Origin of the sequence: Desulforamulus aquiferis (assembly GCF_030577015.1) — a bacterium.
Classification (GTDB): Bacteria; Bacillota; Desulfotomaculia; order Desulfotomaculales; family Desulfotomaculaceae; genus Desulfotomaculum; species Desulfotomaculum aquiferis.
In genome coordinates, this window is sequence record NZ_JARPTC010000014.1 from 1 (window position 1) to 15,698 (window position 15,698).

Here is a 15,698-nt window from a genome sequence, read left to right on the forward strand (position 1 = left end):
CGAATCGTCTCCACGAAGATATTTTTCAATAGCTGCAATTTTTTCTTCTCCTGAAATTTTGGCCTTATGAGACATGAAAAAGCTCCTCCTTGTAATAGACAGTTTTATTATTTAAACTGTCTACCACAAGGGGAGCATATCAATTCAAAAATAAGTGAAGGCTTTTGTTTTTAATCCTTCTCCAGGGTTAAATTTTATAAGAAGCTGTAAAGGGTGTCTGATACTTTGTCAATCAACATCTGGATATCCTTTGTTACAGCTGTTAAATTGTCATCAATCGTTTTAACATGGATATAGAGTACTACATCTGCACCGTTATAAATAGCAGCTTCCCCCTTTAATGTACTACCTCCAAAAGGATCGCTACCATTGGGCTCCCTTCTCATTGAAGTTAGATAGTACCTATACCCATTGATATGTTCACCCTTCTTTGCCCAGAAATTACTACCCATTTCTTCGAATTCTGCCCGGGCAGATTCACGGTCCTTGTAAATAACTAGGCCCCCTTCAATGGCACCATACTCTAGCCCCTTTTTCGTAATCTTATAATTTGTTAAATATTTATCTTCTTTTGAGGGATGTACATCTTTTTCAACAAATTCCCACTGATTGTCAGTTAAAATCTTTTCAAGGGCAGATATTTTGGGCTGTTCCAAGCTTCCACTTATAACAGGTATCAGCCTAGACATGCTTTCAAAATTCAGGTTAATGGACTTAAACCAATGTCCATACAACAGAATGCCAATGATTGGTAAGGAAAATATAATGGTTATAAAAAACAACCTTAGCTTTCTTACCTTAAACTTTCTTTTCCTACGTCTCAACTTCAGCTTGCCCCTTTATTATGATAATAAAAATATATGAATCTCACTTAGAGTTCAATGATTTTTGTAGCAATATTATTGCAGAACTCACGGTCATGCTCTACAAAAAGTAGGGTTGGTGAGTATTCAAGCAATAACTCTTCGATTTGCATGCGGGAGATAATATCAATATAGTTTAGGGGTTCGTCCCAGATATGCAAATGCACCTTTTCACTAAGACTTTTGGCAATCAGAACTTTCTTTTTTTGCCCGCTGCTAAAAGAAGCTATATCCTTTTCAAATTGGATTCTGGAAAAATCAAGTTTCCTTAAGATAGCCTTAAACAGGCTTTGATCAATCCCGCTATTGGCAGCATAGTCTGTTAAATTGCCCTGTATATGGGATGTATCCTGTGACACATAGGAAATTTTCAGTTGACTTGCCTTTCTGAAATTGCCTGTGTACTCTAGGTCTTCACCACATATTAGCTTGATAATACTTGATTTTCCGGAACCATTCTTACCTAAAAGGGCAATTCGATCACCCTGCTCAAGGGTAAGGCCTATATCCTTACAGACCATCTTTTCTCCATAAAATATTGAAACACCTTCAAGTTCAGCAAGCTTGGTATTGTGATAGTCAAGTTGTGAAATCTTCAGGCTCTCGGATCGTTCGAGGTTTTTAAGGAGGTTGGACTTTTCATCAATGGCGGACTGCTGTCTTTTTTCAATTGATTTAGATCGCTTCATCATTTTGGCTGACTTGTGTCCAATATAACCTTTATCCGGCTTAATGCCGGAGTTTTTTGTTCCAAATTTTGTTTTTTCCACTTCCTGTGACCATTTGTTGGTTCTTTTGGCAGAATCCGATAGGCGTTTTATATCTCTTTTGAGTTTTTCGTTTTCCGCAAGCTCAAAATAATCCTGCCGCTTTTTATTTTCCCACCAGGAAGAAAAGTTTCCTTTTTGGATTTCTATATTGGTTTTATTGATTGCTATAATATGATCAACGCAGTTGTCCAGAAAGGACCTGTCGTGGGATACAAGTATAAAACCACTCTTGCTATTGAGATAATCACTGACAAGCCTTCTAGCCTTCATATCAAGGTGATTGGTTGGCTCATCTATTAGCAGAAAACTATTTTCCTTAAGAAACAGGGTGGCAAGCAATACCTTGGTTTGCTCTCCATGGGATAATGTATCAAAGGGGCGATATAGGGTATCTTCTGAAACCTCCAGAAATGAAAGTTCCCGCATTAATTCCCAGTGAAGATATTCCGGGTAAATGTCGCCGACTATATCAATGGTATGGCATTCCTTGTCGTCGACCTTGTATGGAAAATATTCAAAGCAGACATTTGCAGAAATTTTTCCGCTGTATTCATATTTACCAAGCAATAAATTGAGAAAGGTAGTCTTTCCCCTTCCATTTCTCCCGGTAAAGCCCAGCTTCCAATCAGTATCTATTTGAAAGCTTACATTCTCAAATATATTATCGTAACTGCCCTCATAGCCAAAGGTCAGGTTTGAAACCCTTATTAGTGACATAAATTAAACCTCCTGTTGTCGAAAAAATGAGCTGCAAGAAAGTTAATCCTTGCAGCTCATCAAATACGGCAAAGCCATACCCATATTGGGTGTGACGAGGTTTATTTTCTGAACGAAAAGAATTAGTATCTTTCTTGCATTAGCACAATAAAAAGCAAGCGGTTTTGTCCGCTATGTTACTTTATTATGCTTGGAAAAAAATTAGCAAGAAAGATTAATCATCTTTTCAACTCCAATCACTCTAATTAAAAATAACTATATCATACTGTTTAGGAAAACTCAACACACTCAGCATCTAGTAGAATTGGTGATTGTAAATGTAACAAAACAAAGTAATTACCATATAATGTATTATTCCAAGGTAAAGGAGGATTAACACATGGGATACGGAGTTGGTGGAACAGGATACGGTGGTTTTTATGATCCTGCATTCCTGATCTTTTTAATCCTTATTTTGCTTCTGCTTAGCACTCCCTGTGGCCCCTTTGTAAGAAGCGAATAATATTGAAAAATAGCTAGCTAATCCTCGTGGTTAGCTAGCTATTTTTTATTTAGCCATTAGGCACTCTATGTTTTTAGTTTCTTAATATGATATAGCCAACATAACCTATATACGATGCAGATAAAATAATCCCTTCTACCCTATTGACCCTATGGTGTGTCAAGGAAAAGAAAAAGAGGATAAGGGTATAGATTATCATAATAATTGCATCAAACAGGTACTTGTCCTCAACTGTTAAGGGAGTAATTACGGATGAGATACTTAAGATAAACAATATGTTGAATATATTACTGCCAACAATATTTCCTATGGCGATTTCGCTTTCCTTTTTCAGAGCAGCCGTAATAGAGGTGATTAATTCTGGCAAAGAAGTACCAAAGGCTATAATTGTCAGGCCTACCAGGGTTTCAGACATTCCTAGCTGCAGGGCAATGCTGGTACTTCCCTTTACCACCAGGTTAGCACCCAAAATAATTCCAACCATACCGCCCACTGCATAGAAGACATTTAGACCCATAGGCTTCGAGTCAGGTGTCAATTCATTTTCACCTGATAAATTTTCCCGGCTGTTTAAGGCAATTTCAAATAAATAGTAAAGGAATATTAAAAAGAATAAAAATAAGATCAGTCCATCGGCCCGGGAAACTATATTTTCATTTAGTGCTTGTAAGCTTTTGTCAGCAATCAATATATATACTGCAATGCTGGCCAGGAGAGTAAAGGGAATCTCTTTTTTTATGGTTTCTCTTTCAACTCTAAGTGGTGAGATTATGGCTGTCAGTCCGATAATAAAGGCTATATTAATAATATTGCTTCCTATTACGTTGCCTAGGGTAATACCTGTTACACCCTTAAGTGATGCATTTATACTAACTGCAGCTTCCGGAGAGCTAGTACCAAAGGCCACGATAGTAAGTCCTATCAGCATAGGTGGAATTCTTAAAAGCTTAGCAATACCAGATGCACCTGTGATAAAATAGTCCGCACTCTTTATTAATAATATAAGGCCTATTAACAGTAATACATATGCCATAATAAAGCCTTCTCCTTAAAAATATTTACCCAATAAGGTAAATATCAGTATTATCCGATTTAAGAAAAATTACCCCTTTGCCATATATATTTTTATTTTGACCAAATTTAGTTTACCAATAATTTTATTATGTAAACTAAATTTGGTCAAAAAATGAAGCTGGACAAACTTACAGTCCAGCTCCCGGCATTCCCGCTTTATAATACTTGATATTCAGGTTTAAGGTCATCTTTAATCAGGCTCAGGGGTATTTCAAATTCAGGTATGCCTGAAGAATATGGGGCGATTTCATAGAGTGAAAAATAGACTACAATCTTCCCTTCCTTTAGGTAAAAGTTTTGTTCATCAGAAATTGTATTAAAGCCCATCTCTCCATCAAAATAAATCTCCGGCTGTTGAGCTATTTGATTCCTAATCTCCTTATTAATTATTTCTTTATAGTCTACACCTTCATTAAACATTGCTTGAAGCGGAATTATATTTCCCGAATTAATATCTATATTGTAGGTTGTTTTTCCAGTTAAGCCATGGGCTCCACCTGTAAAGGAATAGACAGTTGTAGTCAGGCTTAAATAGCCCCGCTGATTGTAAGAAACATTGTATTTAGAGAACAATTCATAGGGCCAAAAAGGGAAGCCCTGTTGTTCTGAATAAATGGCAGCTTCCTCAGCCTCCCTCTCCAGGGTTTCCTTCAACTCATAGACTGAATCAAACTTTTTGTTGAATTCTGCCTGGGCCTCCGTATTCTGCATGTCAGTAATCTGAGGTATTTGCAACTGTATGTTGATGGTTTCGGTCTCGATATTTTCAGTTTTTTCAGTGATAGTCACCTTTTCCTGCTTTGTTACATTATTGTCAGCAGCACCACAACCAGAAGCGGTAACTAAAACAGCAAATAGTATCAATAGCAATATTTTTTTCATGATGTCTCCCCTAAATCACTACATATTTTTGATGAATAGACTAAATATATTGGCGCCGGCAACAAAGGTTCCCAAGGTACTTCCCAAATTTGTAAAGACAACTATAAGTAAAATACGAGTCACCTTATTTGTCCAAAACCCTTTAATTGATATTACGTCATCCGCTAGGCTTTCAAAATCCTCCACCTTGGGCCGACGTATATAGGCTTGTACAAGACCGGAAAACCAGCCGGCCGCCAGGAGCGGATTTAATGAGCTAAAGGGAGCTACCAGAAATGCTGTCATAATGGCTAATGGATGTCCACAGGCAATGGCTGCGCCTATTGCTGCAAATAAACCATTCCACAACAGCCAACTCATAGCTTGATTGTACCCGGCAATGGGGTTTAAATAAAAGGTATATCCAATTATCCCCAGGATTATTAGGGGAATTGACCAGGCAATAATCTTAGGGGCTTTGGATTTGGGAGGAATACGATTTAATTTTTTTAAATCATGTTCTTTGTCGATTTCCTTTTTTATCCCTGGTACATGTGCAGCCCCTACAACAGCAACAACCTTATTACCCGGAGCCTCTTTAATTTTTTGGGATAAATATTGATCTCGCTCATCAATTAAAGGTGTTTTTAAATCAGGAAAGGAATGGGAAAACTCATTCAGCATGGCATCCAGCATATCCTGGGTTTTTAGCTGCTCAAGCTCTTCTTCAGAAATGTCATCTTTACTGAAAATACCCAGGGATATTTGGGAGAGTAATTTAATCTTTCCCCAAAACCCTAGGCCATGCCATATACGTGAAAAGGTAATCTGAATATTCCTATCTGCCAGAACCAGCCTAGAGCCGATCTCTTTTGCTGATTCTATTCCTTGAATCATTTCTTGCCCAGGTTTAATACCCATTTGCTTGGCCAGTCGTTTTTGATAGGAGGATATAAAAAGGTTGATCAAAAGAAAAGTAGCTCTCTTATCCTTAATAACCTTAAAGATATCCATCTTCTTCCACTGGTCATCCGCCATGATTGATTGATATCTCTGCTCATCCAATTCAATACAAACCGTATCCGGCCTTTCTAATTCTATAACTTCTTTTACCTGCTCAGCACTATGCTTAGAGACGTGGGCGGTACCAATAATAATAATTTCCTTGTCGCCCTGGTATATTCTGGTGATGTTTTGCTCCGACATTAGATACCTTCCTTATAATAGAATTCATCTTTAATAATTGGCGATTTATCGTCTGCATTCCTTCCATTTATAATTAACTATTTTAAGAGAATATAGCTAGTATTACCATTCCTGACCCTGACTTTACACCTTAAAGTATAGTTCAGTAATCAAAAACTACCTGAACCATTGGCCCAAGTAGTTTTTGATTACTGAACTATTATTTGTTTAGTATTGCTGCCAAATCTTCTTCAGCAGTGGTGATTGGTTTAATGTCAAAGTTTTTGACTAAAACATCCAGTACGTTTGGTGAAACAAAGGCCGGTAAACTTGGGCCCAAGCGAATGTTTTTAATGCCAAGATGCAGCAGAGTCAGCAGGATCGCCACTGCTTTTTGTTCATACCAGGATAATACCAGGGATAAGGGTAGTTCATTTACTTCACATTCAAAGGCGCTGGCTAAGGCTACAGCGATTTGGATAGCTGAATAGGCATCGTTGCACTGGCCAACATCCAGCAAGCGCGGTATGCCACCGATATCACCTAGCTTCTTATCAAAGAAACGGAATTTACCGCAGGCTAAGGTCAAGATTACAGTATCCTGAGGTGCCTTTTCCACAAACTCGGTATAGTAGTTGCGTCCGACCTTAGCTCCGTCGCAGCCTGCCACCAAGAAGAAATGTTTAATATCTCCACCCTTTACTGCCTCGATAACCTTTCCTGCCACACTCATAACAGTATTTCTAGCAAAGCCAACCAATACACTGCCCTTATCTATGTCCTCCTCAAAACCAGGTAAAGCCAGGGCCTGTTCAATTACGGCACTAAAGTCTCCCTTATCAACATGTTTTACTCCGGGCCAACCCACCAAGCCGGTGGTAAAGATGTTATTCAGGTAAGCCTGGGGGTCTTGAATACAATTTGTAGTCATCAGAATAGCACCCGGGAAAGCAGCAAACTCTTTTTTCTGATTTTGCCAGGCTGTCCCGTAATGACCATAAAAATGCTTGTATTTTTTCAATTCGGGATAACCATGGGTTGGCAGCATTTCCCCGTGGGTATATACATAAATTCCCTTACCCTCTGTCTGCTGCAATAGGTAGCTGAGGTCTTCCAGGTCATGCCCAGATATCAGAATGCATTTACCTTTCCTTTGCCCCAGGGGTACCTCTGTTGGAACTGGGTGACCAAATTTTCCTGTGTTACCGGCATCGAGCAGTTCCATTGTTCTAAGGTTGACTTCTCCACACTTAAGTACAAGGCCTACCCACTCGTTTAAGCCTAGCTCCTTGTTTGTTAAAGCTTGAAGTCCCTCATATATAAAGTTGTATACCACTTCATCTTCTTGACCAAGGATTCGGGCATGGTCGGCGTAGGCGGCAATGCCCTTTATGCCATAAACCAAAATTTGCTGAAGTGACTGTATGTCTGGCAGTGCTTCATGGTCATTAACCAAGCCAACCTCTTCACCCTGTTTAACAAGTTCGGCTAAGTCAACTGCAGGGCTAAAGGTGGTTGATTTATCGGTAGAAGTTATATTTCCCCCGGCGGCTGCTACCTTTTGTTTTAGCATTTCTCTATATGTAACAGTTTGATTAATCAGCTGCTGAAATCTGGCTGGATCAAAGTTTACGTTGGTAAGGGTACTAAATAATCCCTGAATAGTAAAACGATCAATCTCTCTGTCATGAACACCTACCTTTATTCCCTCCCAGGCATAAATGGACAATCCCTTTAGAGCATGCAGCAATAAATCCTGCAAAGCTGCAACCTCCGGTTTTTTACCACATACACCCACTACTGTACACCCAGTGCCCTTTGCTGTTTGTTCACATTGATTACAGAACATCGTAAAACCCCCTCTTCCTAAATCGTTGACCAATTGGCATTGCTTATATCGCAATTTTCAGTTAATTTATCATACATTAGTTTTATAGTTCCTACTGTGATATACATCACACTAAGTCTGGATTTAAAAAAATAATAGCCACCGCAAATTTGTACAACTTGCACCTTGAGTTATATTATGGTAATATATAAAAGCTAAATCAAATCCTTGATTCACATATTCTAAAGGATTTTCATTTGCGCAATGGAATCTTTTACAATGTGTGATTTTTTATTTTTTGGTGAAAATAAAAATGCATATTAATACTATTATGGAGGTTATACAATGCAAGGTATCGTAAAATGGTTTAATTCAGAAAAGGGCTTTGGCTTTATCGAGGTAGAAGGAGAAAAAGATGTATTTGCCCATTTCAGTGCAATCACTGGTGATGGCTACAAATCATTAGAAGAAGGTCAGCGTGTCGAGTTCAATGTTGTTCAAGGTAATCGCGGACCACAGGCAGAAAATATTGTAAAATTATAATAAAAATAATTGCTGCAATATAAAGCATTAGGGACCACTTTTTATATAAAAGTGGTCCCTTCTAATTATTAATAACCTGATTTAATAAATCAACAGCTTGTTCTTCTTCAATTCCTTTTACTAATACTAGTTCGCTTATTAGTATTTGTATAGCATTTTCCAGCATTGTTTTGTCACCTGTGGAAAGATTCCTTTTTTTACTCATTAGAATTAGGTCACGGATTACTTCAGCCCCCTGATAAATGTCGCCGGACCTCATTTTATTCATATTACTGCGGTATCTTTGGTTTGGCTTAAGGCTTAAATCAGACTCCCCATCATTAAAAGTCATAAATACGTCGTCCAATATATTGGAATCCACAAGAGGTCTTATTCGCATATCAGACTCCATGGGAAACATTACCTGCATGTTTCTGATATTCATCACATAGTAAAGTTGCTTATTCCCAAGTATCTCCTTTTCCTCAATTGCATCAATTATTCCAGCCCCGTGCATTGGGTATAGAACTTTATCACCAATATGATACATTAAGCACACCTCCATTTTGTCTACTAGCTATTATACCACAGATATGCTAACGCATCAAAATTAATATTTTACACTTAATTCATGGTACCGTCAATATTTATGTTTGTCACTTATTTGTTTTCTGATGTTATGGAGTTATTTTATTGACATATTAACCGTCCGAGTTAATTCGTCCCAACTAATATCAGCACCTAGCATATTTGCAAGTTCCCTTAACTGAACCCAATTATCGCTTAATAGAGCCTCTGTCCGACCGTCCATAATACGCAGCGGCACATTTACAAGCCTACCGTTAACAATAAGTTTAACCAGCTGACTAGTTATGTTCTTAAACTTATCTAATGGGAAAAGAATTCCAGGACATTGGGTGGAATCAGTGTCACTGTGTCCAACAATGTTAATTAATGGGTATTTATGTAATAGGTAGCTATTGATCAACCATTCAAGACTGACCAACTGTATTTCCGACGGTTGGTATATGGTAAAATCCCCAGCTAAGCATATACCAATAGACCGCGCGTTTACCGTTAGGCTGTGTGCTCCAACGGCCCACTCCGGCCTCCCCCTTTCGATTGTTCCGTCATGGCGTATAAAGAAGTGATATCCACAGCCGACCCACCCGTTATTTAGGTGCATCTGATGAATATCAGCTACTGTTGCATTTCTATTTCCTGCCGTATGATGGATAACAACCCGGTCAGTCTTTGCTCTTTTCTCCAAGTTCTTGAATTGGAGGTTCGTTTCATTTATTTTCAATAAATTCACCTTCTCTTACCCTACTAATTACTGCATAATTTTTAAACTGAGAAAAAGAGGATGTCCACAATGAGTGGACACCTCTTTTTCTCAACGGAAAATATTCTGTTGTTTATTTCATGTTGGGTTTAGAGTATCCCTTGCAGGCCATTCTATATAATTTGATGCATATTTTAAGTCGGTTACGTATTTGCAAGTTATCTCTTTACTTACCCGTTCTTTTAAATCGTTTTTATTCATTACTTTGCAATTCGATCTTGTTCTTTTAGCAAATCATATATCTCAGATAGTCGGGCGTTAGTATCATTAAGGTATTCATATAAGTCTTTATTTGTTGGATTGATTTTTTGATTTCTAAAACGACCCTTAATACGAACCTCCCTTTCCTTTTTTGCTAGATATTTCTCCGATGCATTAATAACAACCTTCTTAACCATACACAGTCACCTCTAATTCTGCGTTTTTAGCACCTTCATTTGTAGAAGCAATTACATATTTACCAGGTTCAAAACTGGAAAATTCAATAACTTCTCCTGGTTCCACATCTAGTTGATTCCCTCCAATGTAAACATGAATTTTATCAATGTTATTATTATCAACAACATAGTCTGCGGTGATTGTATTAAAAATATAATGTTTAAAAACAATATTAGTAATTTGTCCTACAGAAATTGTACTATTATTACATTCTGCAATAATACGCTTTGACAATCCTACAAACTGTTTCATAACGTATTCTTCTAATTCTTTTACTATATATAGTTTGTTGTCATTCTCTATACGATATTCAATATTCATAAGACACACTCCTTATCTATTTATAGTTCCACCATATGAATATCTACAATGAGATGTAGAACTATTATAGTCAATTTCAATTTTTAAATTAGTTTTATATACTAATGGAGAATGAAGTATAAACAATTTTTCATATTGTAAAGCACTATGTGGGAATAATCCATCAAATACACTATTCATAATTGAGCCAACGTAATATATTCCTGTATACGTGTCACTAAACCATAACATTGCAGGGTTAAATAATCCAACCACATTTGGGCCAGCATAACTACCCTGCACATATAAAACTACTTGACTATCAATAGTTATTCTAATTCGATGTGAAAACCCACCCGTTGAATATGTTCTTGAACACGCATGACTAAGAGTGCCAGAACCAGTAATATTAAGAACTGTTGTAAACCCTCCTGTATTATTAATAGAACCCTGATAACTGAATAAATCATTCCTAGGCGAATCCAAGCCACTAATAGCACTCTTAATATCCTTCAACTTTCCATGGACACTACCGCTAGCACTAGCGGCATCAGCATTAGAACCTACGTTTACGTTAACCGTAGAGAGTAAAGCTTTGATGTCTTTAGCTTTGGCGTGGACACTCCCGCTAGCCGAACTTGCGTCGGCATTAGAACCAACGTTAGTATTTATCGTGTTAACCGTGGTTAGGTCCGCGCGGCTAGAGATGTTTGTATCTATCCTGTCCCGGTGGGTAGTAGTCCCTGGCATACGACTACTTACTGCAGCATCCAAATTATCTATCTTTGCAGTCCTGGCACTACTTAGATTTGTTTTCAAGTAGTTAACTATTTCCGCTGCCTTTGCAAATACCACCCACATTTAAGCCACCGTCCTTTGTGCACTGGTTAGTTCACCAGCGGTGTAAGTTAATGTATCTGTGTACTCTGAGGTGACTGTAGTCCCATCAGGTGCATACAGCTTGACGTTGACGCTAACAAGGTCATCGCCAGTATAGGTTAAGGTGGTTCTTTGCCTTAATACCCCACCAATCTTATCGTCAACCCTTGTTAACTTACCGCTGGTATAAACCAAATCAGAAGTATGATTAAACCTTCCATGCGGAGATAAATCGGCCAAATGCGTATCTAATTTATCTTGAACTGAAATATGATCACTCATAATCACATTTGAGGCTTTTGTTACCGGGTGCAACTCAACCCAATCTGTTCCGTTCCAATACTTTTGAAGGACATTTTTTGCTGGCATCACTTATCCCACCTTTACACTAATTCTTCAATCCAAATATCTGCTCCCGTAGGCTCCGTTGCACTTACAACAATTTTAGATTTTTCCGATGCGAGGTCATAGGTTACCTTAACAGCGTTAGCTGTGGCTGCCAGTGAAGTGCTTGTACTGTTTGTTGTATTGTTTAACTGCACTGCTCCCTTTGCAGTGGTGCTTGAGTTAGGAAGTCTTGCAGCAGATATTGTACCGCTTGTGATGCTTTCCCCTGAATGAAGGTGTGATTCAGGTGTGAATTCAGAAGGTTTGCCAATAATACCTGCCCAAGGAACACTGTCAGCCTGTTCAGCTGTATCCACTTTCCCATTATTGTTTAAATCATATACAGACTTAAGCATATCCCCTCCGCCAAGATTGGCAGTCTGTGCCGCAATTGCTTGTTTAGTTCTCTGAGGGGTCATATACTTGTTAGTCACGGTTCCAGCCTCAGACTCAGCCTGTGTAGCGATAGAGTAATTTTCTACATTACCTAAGCCTACATCGCTTTTAGTCAGTGCTACTGCACCTGTTTTATTTGCTACACTGGTGACTGAGTTTACCTGAGCCGCAGCCTCAATTCCTTCCAGCTTTGTTTTTTCAGCGAACGTATAATCTTCTGTGGATAGTCCCTTACCAGTAACCTTATCTACCTTATTATTTAGAGCTGTATCTAGCCCTTCAACTACTTCCACGTTAGTTTTAGGAAAAATATTATCCCAGTTTTGTCCATTTTTAATTTTTATCTGAACTTTTTTATCTGCCAATACTCTCGCCTCCTAAATATTTCTATCAAACCAAATTTCTTTATCGTTATCCATACTGGCGTTTCCTATTATTAAGCCACCACCAGCCAACTCAATAGACTCTCCTAAATCTTCAAACCAGTAGGTGCTTGCATTGGATTCAGGAGGTGTTTGTGACACTATTACCCTCAAATGTCCACTTAAATGGGCATTAAGCTCAGATTTCTTGGCAGCGTTTTGATCAATCAGATCCAAATTCTCGTTATATGCCTGCCGATTAACGGTCTCATTACCTAGTGGTTTTTTCAACCCTAAGTTCGGAGTAATATTAGGCATTCAGCCACCCCCCTGTTTCATAGTCATCCCAGGTTAAGTTTTTAGTGTCCAACTGGTTCCAAGTTAATTTCTTAGCATCCAGCTCATTCCATAAGAGATATCTGTATTCATATACAACTGAAAGATGTGCAGGCTTAATTTCTTCAATGAGGGCTTTAAGATCGTTTATGTTTGGAGGTATGCCACGTGTATCGATGAACTTAACTGTAAACTGATATATTAGTGGCCCCTTTGTGATTTCAACTCTGCCACCATCATAGGCTTCAGCGACATTCTTTATTAAGTTGATGGTGACTGTCCCGACACCTCTAATTTTAGATTTAATAACAGCCCTGCGTTGGTCATCAGGCTTGCCTGCATTAGATTTGATTGCAAGTTCTTTTTCCCAGTTATCAAGACCCCAGGTTGCAGTGTTAACATAATTTTGCTCAAGTATTTCATTTAAAGCATTTCTTAACTTATCAACCTCTGTACCTTGAGCAGCTATTACTGACTTGACTATCTTTGATGTCTGATAATAACGGGGCAGGTATGACAACATTTCCTGCCCTCTTTTACTAATCATTTGATAGCTGCTCATACAATGTCACCGTTCCTTTAACAGCCACTTCACCCTTACTTGCATCTATTAAGACTCTCTCTGTACTGTTGTTTACCTTTAAATCTGTGAAGTCTTCAACTCCGTCAGTAACTAACAACAGAGATCCTATCTTTGTATACTTAACATTTGGATTAGCTGTAAAGGCAATGCTTCCAAGGTATTCCGTCAAGGCAGTCTCAAAGGCTGTTTTTATCTCCATTAGTGTCCTAGTACCGGTTAATTCCACAGTGGCGGATATTTCTATGTCAATCGCCTCTGCAGCTGCCACTGTTACATTTGCCCCAATGGGGGCTTTCCCTTCACCGGTCCCCAATGAAGGTGCTATATAGTTCTGAACATCATTGACTAAATTTTCATTTGCAGGATATTTATCCGTACCAATTAATACGACTTTGACACTACCAGGACCATCCCAAAGAGGAATAACGTGAACTCCGCCAACTCCAGGCACTTCACGTGCCCAGTTAATATAGTCTGCTTTATTACCGCTGGTTCCTGGTGAGCGTACTTTAGAGTAATACCTGACTAAGAGGTCTTCGTCACTTTCTTGGTCACTGCCGCCACTTGTTTCGTTTGGGTTTGTGACGCCGGCTATGCCGGTTACAGGAGTTACCATAACACTAATACTTTGGGCTCCCACATTCCCTGCCTTGCCTGCTTCAATGGCTTCTACTTCAACATAGCCAACCCCTGAACCATCAAGGATAGCATCTGTATTAGTAACAAATTTTACTGATGGGTTGTTGGTAGCCGGATCGGACGGTGTTGCCACTGTTGTTCCTGCAGGAATTACCGTACCTGCGGCACCTGAAAACATGACCTGGCCAACTGCCTTTACGGCAGGCAGCCTGGTAACTCCGTGCTCATCACACCTCAAATCTAGATATGGGCCAAAGGTAGAACCGGCAAAACTCATTTTTAAAACATCCTGAGCCCACAATGCTGCAAGGGCTAACTCTATGGCTGCAGGAGACAATGAGTCCCAAATAAAACTGCCCTCGGATTTATCTAAATTCGAGGGCAAGCTATTAAACATTTTCTGCCTTATAGCTTCTTCTGTCTGGCTAGTTAAATATTCGGGTAAGGTTGTCAATGAATCACCTCCCATTATTCCTTCGATTTGTATTTTTCCGCTTCGTTTTTGATTTGAATAAGTGCTGCTTTTAGTGGTTCCGGTATTGCCATTCCTGCCCTAGCCATATTTTCCAGCATGGATAGGCCTTCATTGGCTATATAGAAATAGGTGATTAGATTCCGCAAAAATCCTGGTGAATCGAAGGCCATATCCATCTTATGGGCCACTGCTATCAAAAGAAATATAAACAGCTTTTTGGCAATACCGCAGAACCCAACCTGACTGGAAAGTTGGCCTTGTGAATAAGCGGCATATAAGCCAGTAATGTAGTCAATTACCACCATAAAGACCAACAATTCCAACGTTGGAGACCACCCCCCAAATAAATATGTAGCCACCGTGCTAATTGAAGCAACAGTGGCCTTAATACCGAATTCCCGCATTACCCTACCTCCCTATCGATGTCAATCAGAGGGTAAAATTTGTTATTCTGGGTATAAAAAATGTCCGCTCTACAGCATTGATGTTATTTTGTATACTTGTGTTTTTGTTTTTCAAGCCCTAGCATTGGATTATAATTATATTTTTAATAAAAGATATATGTTTGCTCAATGCTTCGCATTTTAAGTCTATTATGTAGTTGTGCTATAAGCTTCTCCGGTAATCTCCTCAAATTCCTCGCCGGTGATCACGCTGTACTGAACGTACATTTGCACCTGGACCACAGTAGCCCAGCCCTTCTCAAAATAATACTTCACCCGTTCTAAATTACTCACTTGCAGTCCCTCCCATTTCTAAATTTAGTAGCCTTAAATCCATGTCGACCAATTGTTGTTCTTGCATTTGATTTTCTAAAGTAAGCTCCAGGTTGCTTAGTTCAAGTCCAACCACCTGGCCACCTAACATAGTGTTTTGATTTTGCAGTTCTAGGTTTTGTAGTTCTAGTCCTACAACCTGCTGGCCAAGTAGTTGATTTTGACCTTGTAATTCCAGTATTTGTAGTTCCTTGTCGACTAACTGGCGACCAACTACTTCTATTTCGCTGGGCGGCTCCGGTACCGGGGTTGGGTCATGGGATTCGACCTCCTCCCCAATAGCATCTAATTCCTCCTGAGTTATGCCAGGGTAGACATAGATGGTGACTGATTCCTCTGTTCCATATACCGTACTGGTTCCATTGGGCTGTAGGGGTTGGATGAGGTTTTGAGCTAACAATTCGTCAGCTAGTTTGCTGAGGTTGACGGGTTTTTGGATGCAAATGGGTAAGTAGTTCAT

Annotated in this window: 21 protein-coding genes; 2 read left to right on the plus strand and 19 right to left on the minus strand. The window is 39.0% G+C overall.

Features of this window, described 5'->3' with window-relative positions:
* Positions 1-194: 194 nt before the first annotated feature.
* Complete coding sequence (locus P6N53_RS09635; protein ID WP_304542637.1) at positions 195-824, minus strand: hypothetical protein; 630 nt, start codon at positions 822-824, stop codon at positions 195-197.
* A gap of 47 nt (positions 825-871) precedes the next feature.
* Positions 872-2,350 carry an Lsa family ABC-F type ribosomal protection protein gene (locus tag P6N53_RS09640; RefSeq protein ID WP_304542638.1) on the minus strand — a complete coding sequence of 493 codons (1,479 nt, stop codon included), beginning with the start codon at positions 2,348-2,350 and terminating at the stop codon, positions 872-874.
* Between the two features lie 379 nt (positions 2,351-2,729).
* Here P6N53_RS09640 and P6N53_RS09645 point away from each other — a divergent pair, with 379 nt between their 5' ends.
* Complete coding sequence (locus P6N53_RS09645; RefSeq protein WP_304542639.1) at positions 2,730-2,852, plus strand: hypothetical protein; 123 nt, start codon at positions 2,730-2,732, stop codon at positions 2,850-2,852.
* 73 nt (positions 2,853-2,925) lie between these two features.
* Here the strand turns inward: P6N53_RS09645 and P6N53_RS09650 are convergent, their stop codons facing one another.
* From P6N53_RS09650 to hcp, 4 genes are all read right to left on the minus strand, one after another.
* Complete coding sequence (locus tag P6N53_RS09650; protein ID WP_304542640.1) at positions 2,926-3,885, minus strand: calcium/sodium antiporter; 960 nt, start codon at positions 3,883-3,885, stop codon at positions 2,926-2,928.
* A 197-nt stretch (positions 3,886-4,082) separates the two neighbouring features.
* Positions 4,083-4,808 carry a DUF3298 and DUF4163 domain-containing protein gene (locus tag P6N53_RS09655; protein WP_304542641.1) on the minus strand — a complete coding sequence of 242 codons (726 nt, stop codon included), beginning with the start codon at positions 4,806-4,808 and terminating at the stop codon, positions 4,083-4,085.
* 18 nt (positions 4,809-4,826) lie between these two features.
* Positions 4,827-5,993, minus strand: a complete 1,167-nt coding sequence (locus P6N53_RS09660; protein WP_304542642.1) for a TraB/GumN family protein — start codon at positions 5,991-5,993, stop codon at positions 4,827-4,829.
* Between the two features lie 199 nt (positions 5,994-6,192).
* Positions 6,193-7,821, minus strand: coding sequence for a hydroxylamine reductase (gene hcp / locus P6N53_RS09665; RefSeq protein WP_304542643.1), 1,629 nt, complete (start codon positions 7,819-7,821; stop codon positions 6,193-6,195).
* A 324-nt stretch (positions 7,822-8,145) separates the two neighbouring features.
* Here hcp and P6N53_RS09670 point away from each other — a divergent pair, with 324 nt between their 5' ends.
* A complete protein-coding gene (locus P6N53_RS09670; RefSeq protein WP_304542644.1) occupies positions 8,146-8,343 on the plus strand; it encodes a cold shock domain-containing protein in 198 nt (65 codons plus the stop codon).
* Positions 8,344-8,404: 61 nt separating this feature from the next.
* Here P6N53_RS09670 and P6N53_RS09675 read toward each other — a convergent pair whose 3' ends face one another.
* The 13 genes from P6N53_RS09675 to P6N53_RS09735 form a co-directional block, all read right to left on the minus strand.
* The gene (locus P6N53_RS09675; protein ID WP_304542645.1) at positions 8,405-8,872 is read right to left on the minus strand and encodes a CarD family transcriptional regulator; all 468 of its coding nucleotides are present in this window, start codon (positions 8,870-8,872) and stop codon (positions 8,405-8,407) included.
* Between the two features lie 135 nt (positions 8,873-9,007).
* Positions 9,008-9,628: an N-acetylmuramoyl-L-alanine amidase gene (locus P6N53_RS09680; RefSeq protein WP_304542646.1), complete on the minus strand. Its 621-nt coding sequence runs from the start codon at positions 9,626-9,628 to the stop codon at positions 9,008-9,010.
* Between the two features lie 239 nt (positions 9,629-9,867).
* Positions 9,868-10,065: a hypothetical protein gene (locus P6N53_RS09685; protein ID WP_304542647.1), complete on the minus strand. Its 198-nt coding sequence runs from the start codon at positions 10,063-10,065 to the stop codon at positions 9,868-9,870.
* Positions 10,058-10,426, minus strand: coding sequence for a hypothetical protein (locus P6N53_RS09690; RefSeq protein ID WP_304542648.1), 369 nt, complete (start codon positions 10,424-10,426; stop codon positions 10,058-10,060). Before P6N53_RS09690 ends, P6N53_RS09685 begins: the two co-directional genes overlap by 8 nt.
* A gap of 12 nt (positions 10,427-10,438) precedes the next feature.
* On the minus strand, positions 10,439-11,266 hold the full coding sequence (locus P6N53_RS09695) for a hypothetical protein (protein ID WP_304542649.1): 828 nt from the start codon (positions 11,264-11,266) through the stop codon (positions 10,439-10,441).
* Entirely contained in the window at positions 11,267-11,653 is a 387-nt protein-coding gene (locus tag P6N53_RS09700) for a hypothetical protein (RefSeq protein ID WP_304542650.1), read from the minus strand.
* A gap of 14 nt (positions 11,654-11,667) precedes the next feature.
* A complete protein-coding gene (locus P6N53_RS09705; RefSeq protein WP_304542651.1) occupies positions 11,668-12,432 on the minus strand; it encodes a tail fiber protein in 765 nt (254 codons plus the stop codon).
* Positions 12,433-12,444: 12 nt separating this feature from the next.
* Entirely contained in the window at positions 12,445-12,747 is a 303-nt protein-coding gene (locus P6N53_RS09710; protein ID WP_304542652.1) for a hypothetical protein, read from the minus strand.
* Positions 12,740-13,312, minus strand: coding sequence for a YmfQ family protein (locus P6N53_RS09715; protein ID WP_304542653.1), 573 nt, complete (start codon positions 13,310-13,312; stop codon positions 12,740-12,742). The genes P6N53_RS09710 and P6N53_RS09715 overlap by 8 nt, the downstream gene beginning before the upstream one ends.
* Positions 13,305-14,441 carry a baseplate J/gp47 family protein gene (locus tag P6N53_RS09720; protein ID WP_304542654.1) on the minus strand — a complete coding sequence of 379 codons (1,137 nt, stop codon included), beginning with the start codon at positions 14,439-14,441 and terminating at the stop codon, positions 13,305-13,307. Before P6N53_RS09720 ends, P6N53_RS09715 begins: the two co-directional genes overlap by 8 nt.
* 14 nt (positions 14,442-14,455) lie before the next feature.
* Entirely contained in the window at positions 14,456-14,866 is a 411-nt protein-coding gene (locus P6N53_RS09725; RefSeq protein ID WP_304542655.1) for a phage holin family protein, read from the minus strand.
* Between the two features lie 189 nt (positions 14,867-15,055).
* The gene (locus tag P6N53_RS09730; protein WP_304542656.1) at positions 15,056-15,199 is read right to left on the minus strand and encodes an XkdX family protein; all 144 of its coding nucleotides are present in this window, start codon (positions 15,197-15,199) and stop codon (positions 15,056-15,058) included.
* Entirely contained in the window at positions 15,192-15,698 is a 507-nt protein-coding gene (locus P6N53_RS09735) for a hypothetical protein (protein WP_304542657.1), read from the minus strand. Before P6N53_RS09735 ends, P6N53_RS09730 begins: the two co-directional genes overlap by 8 nt.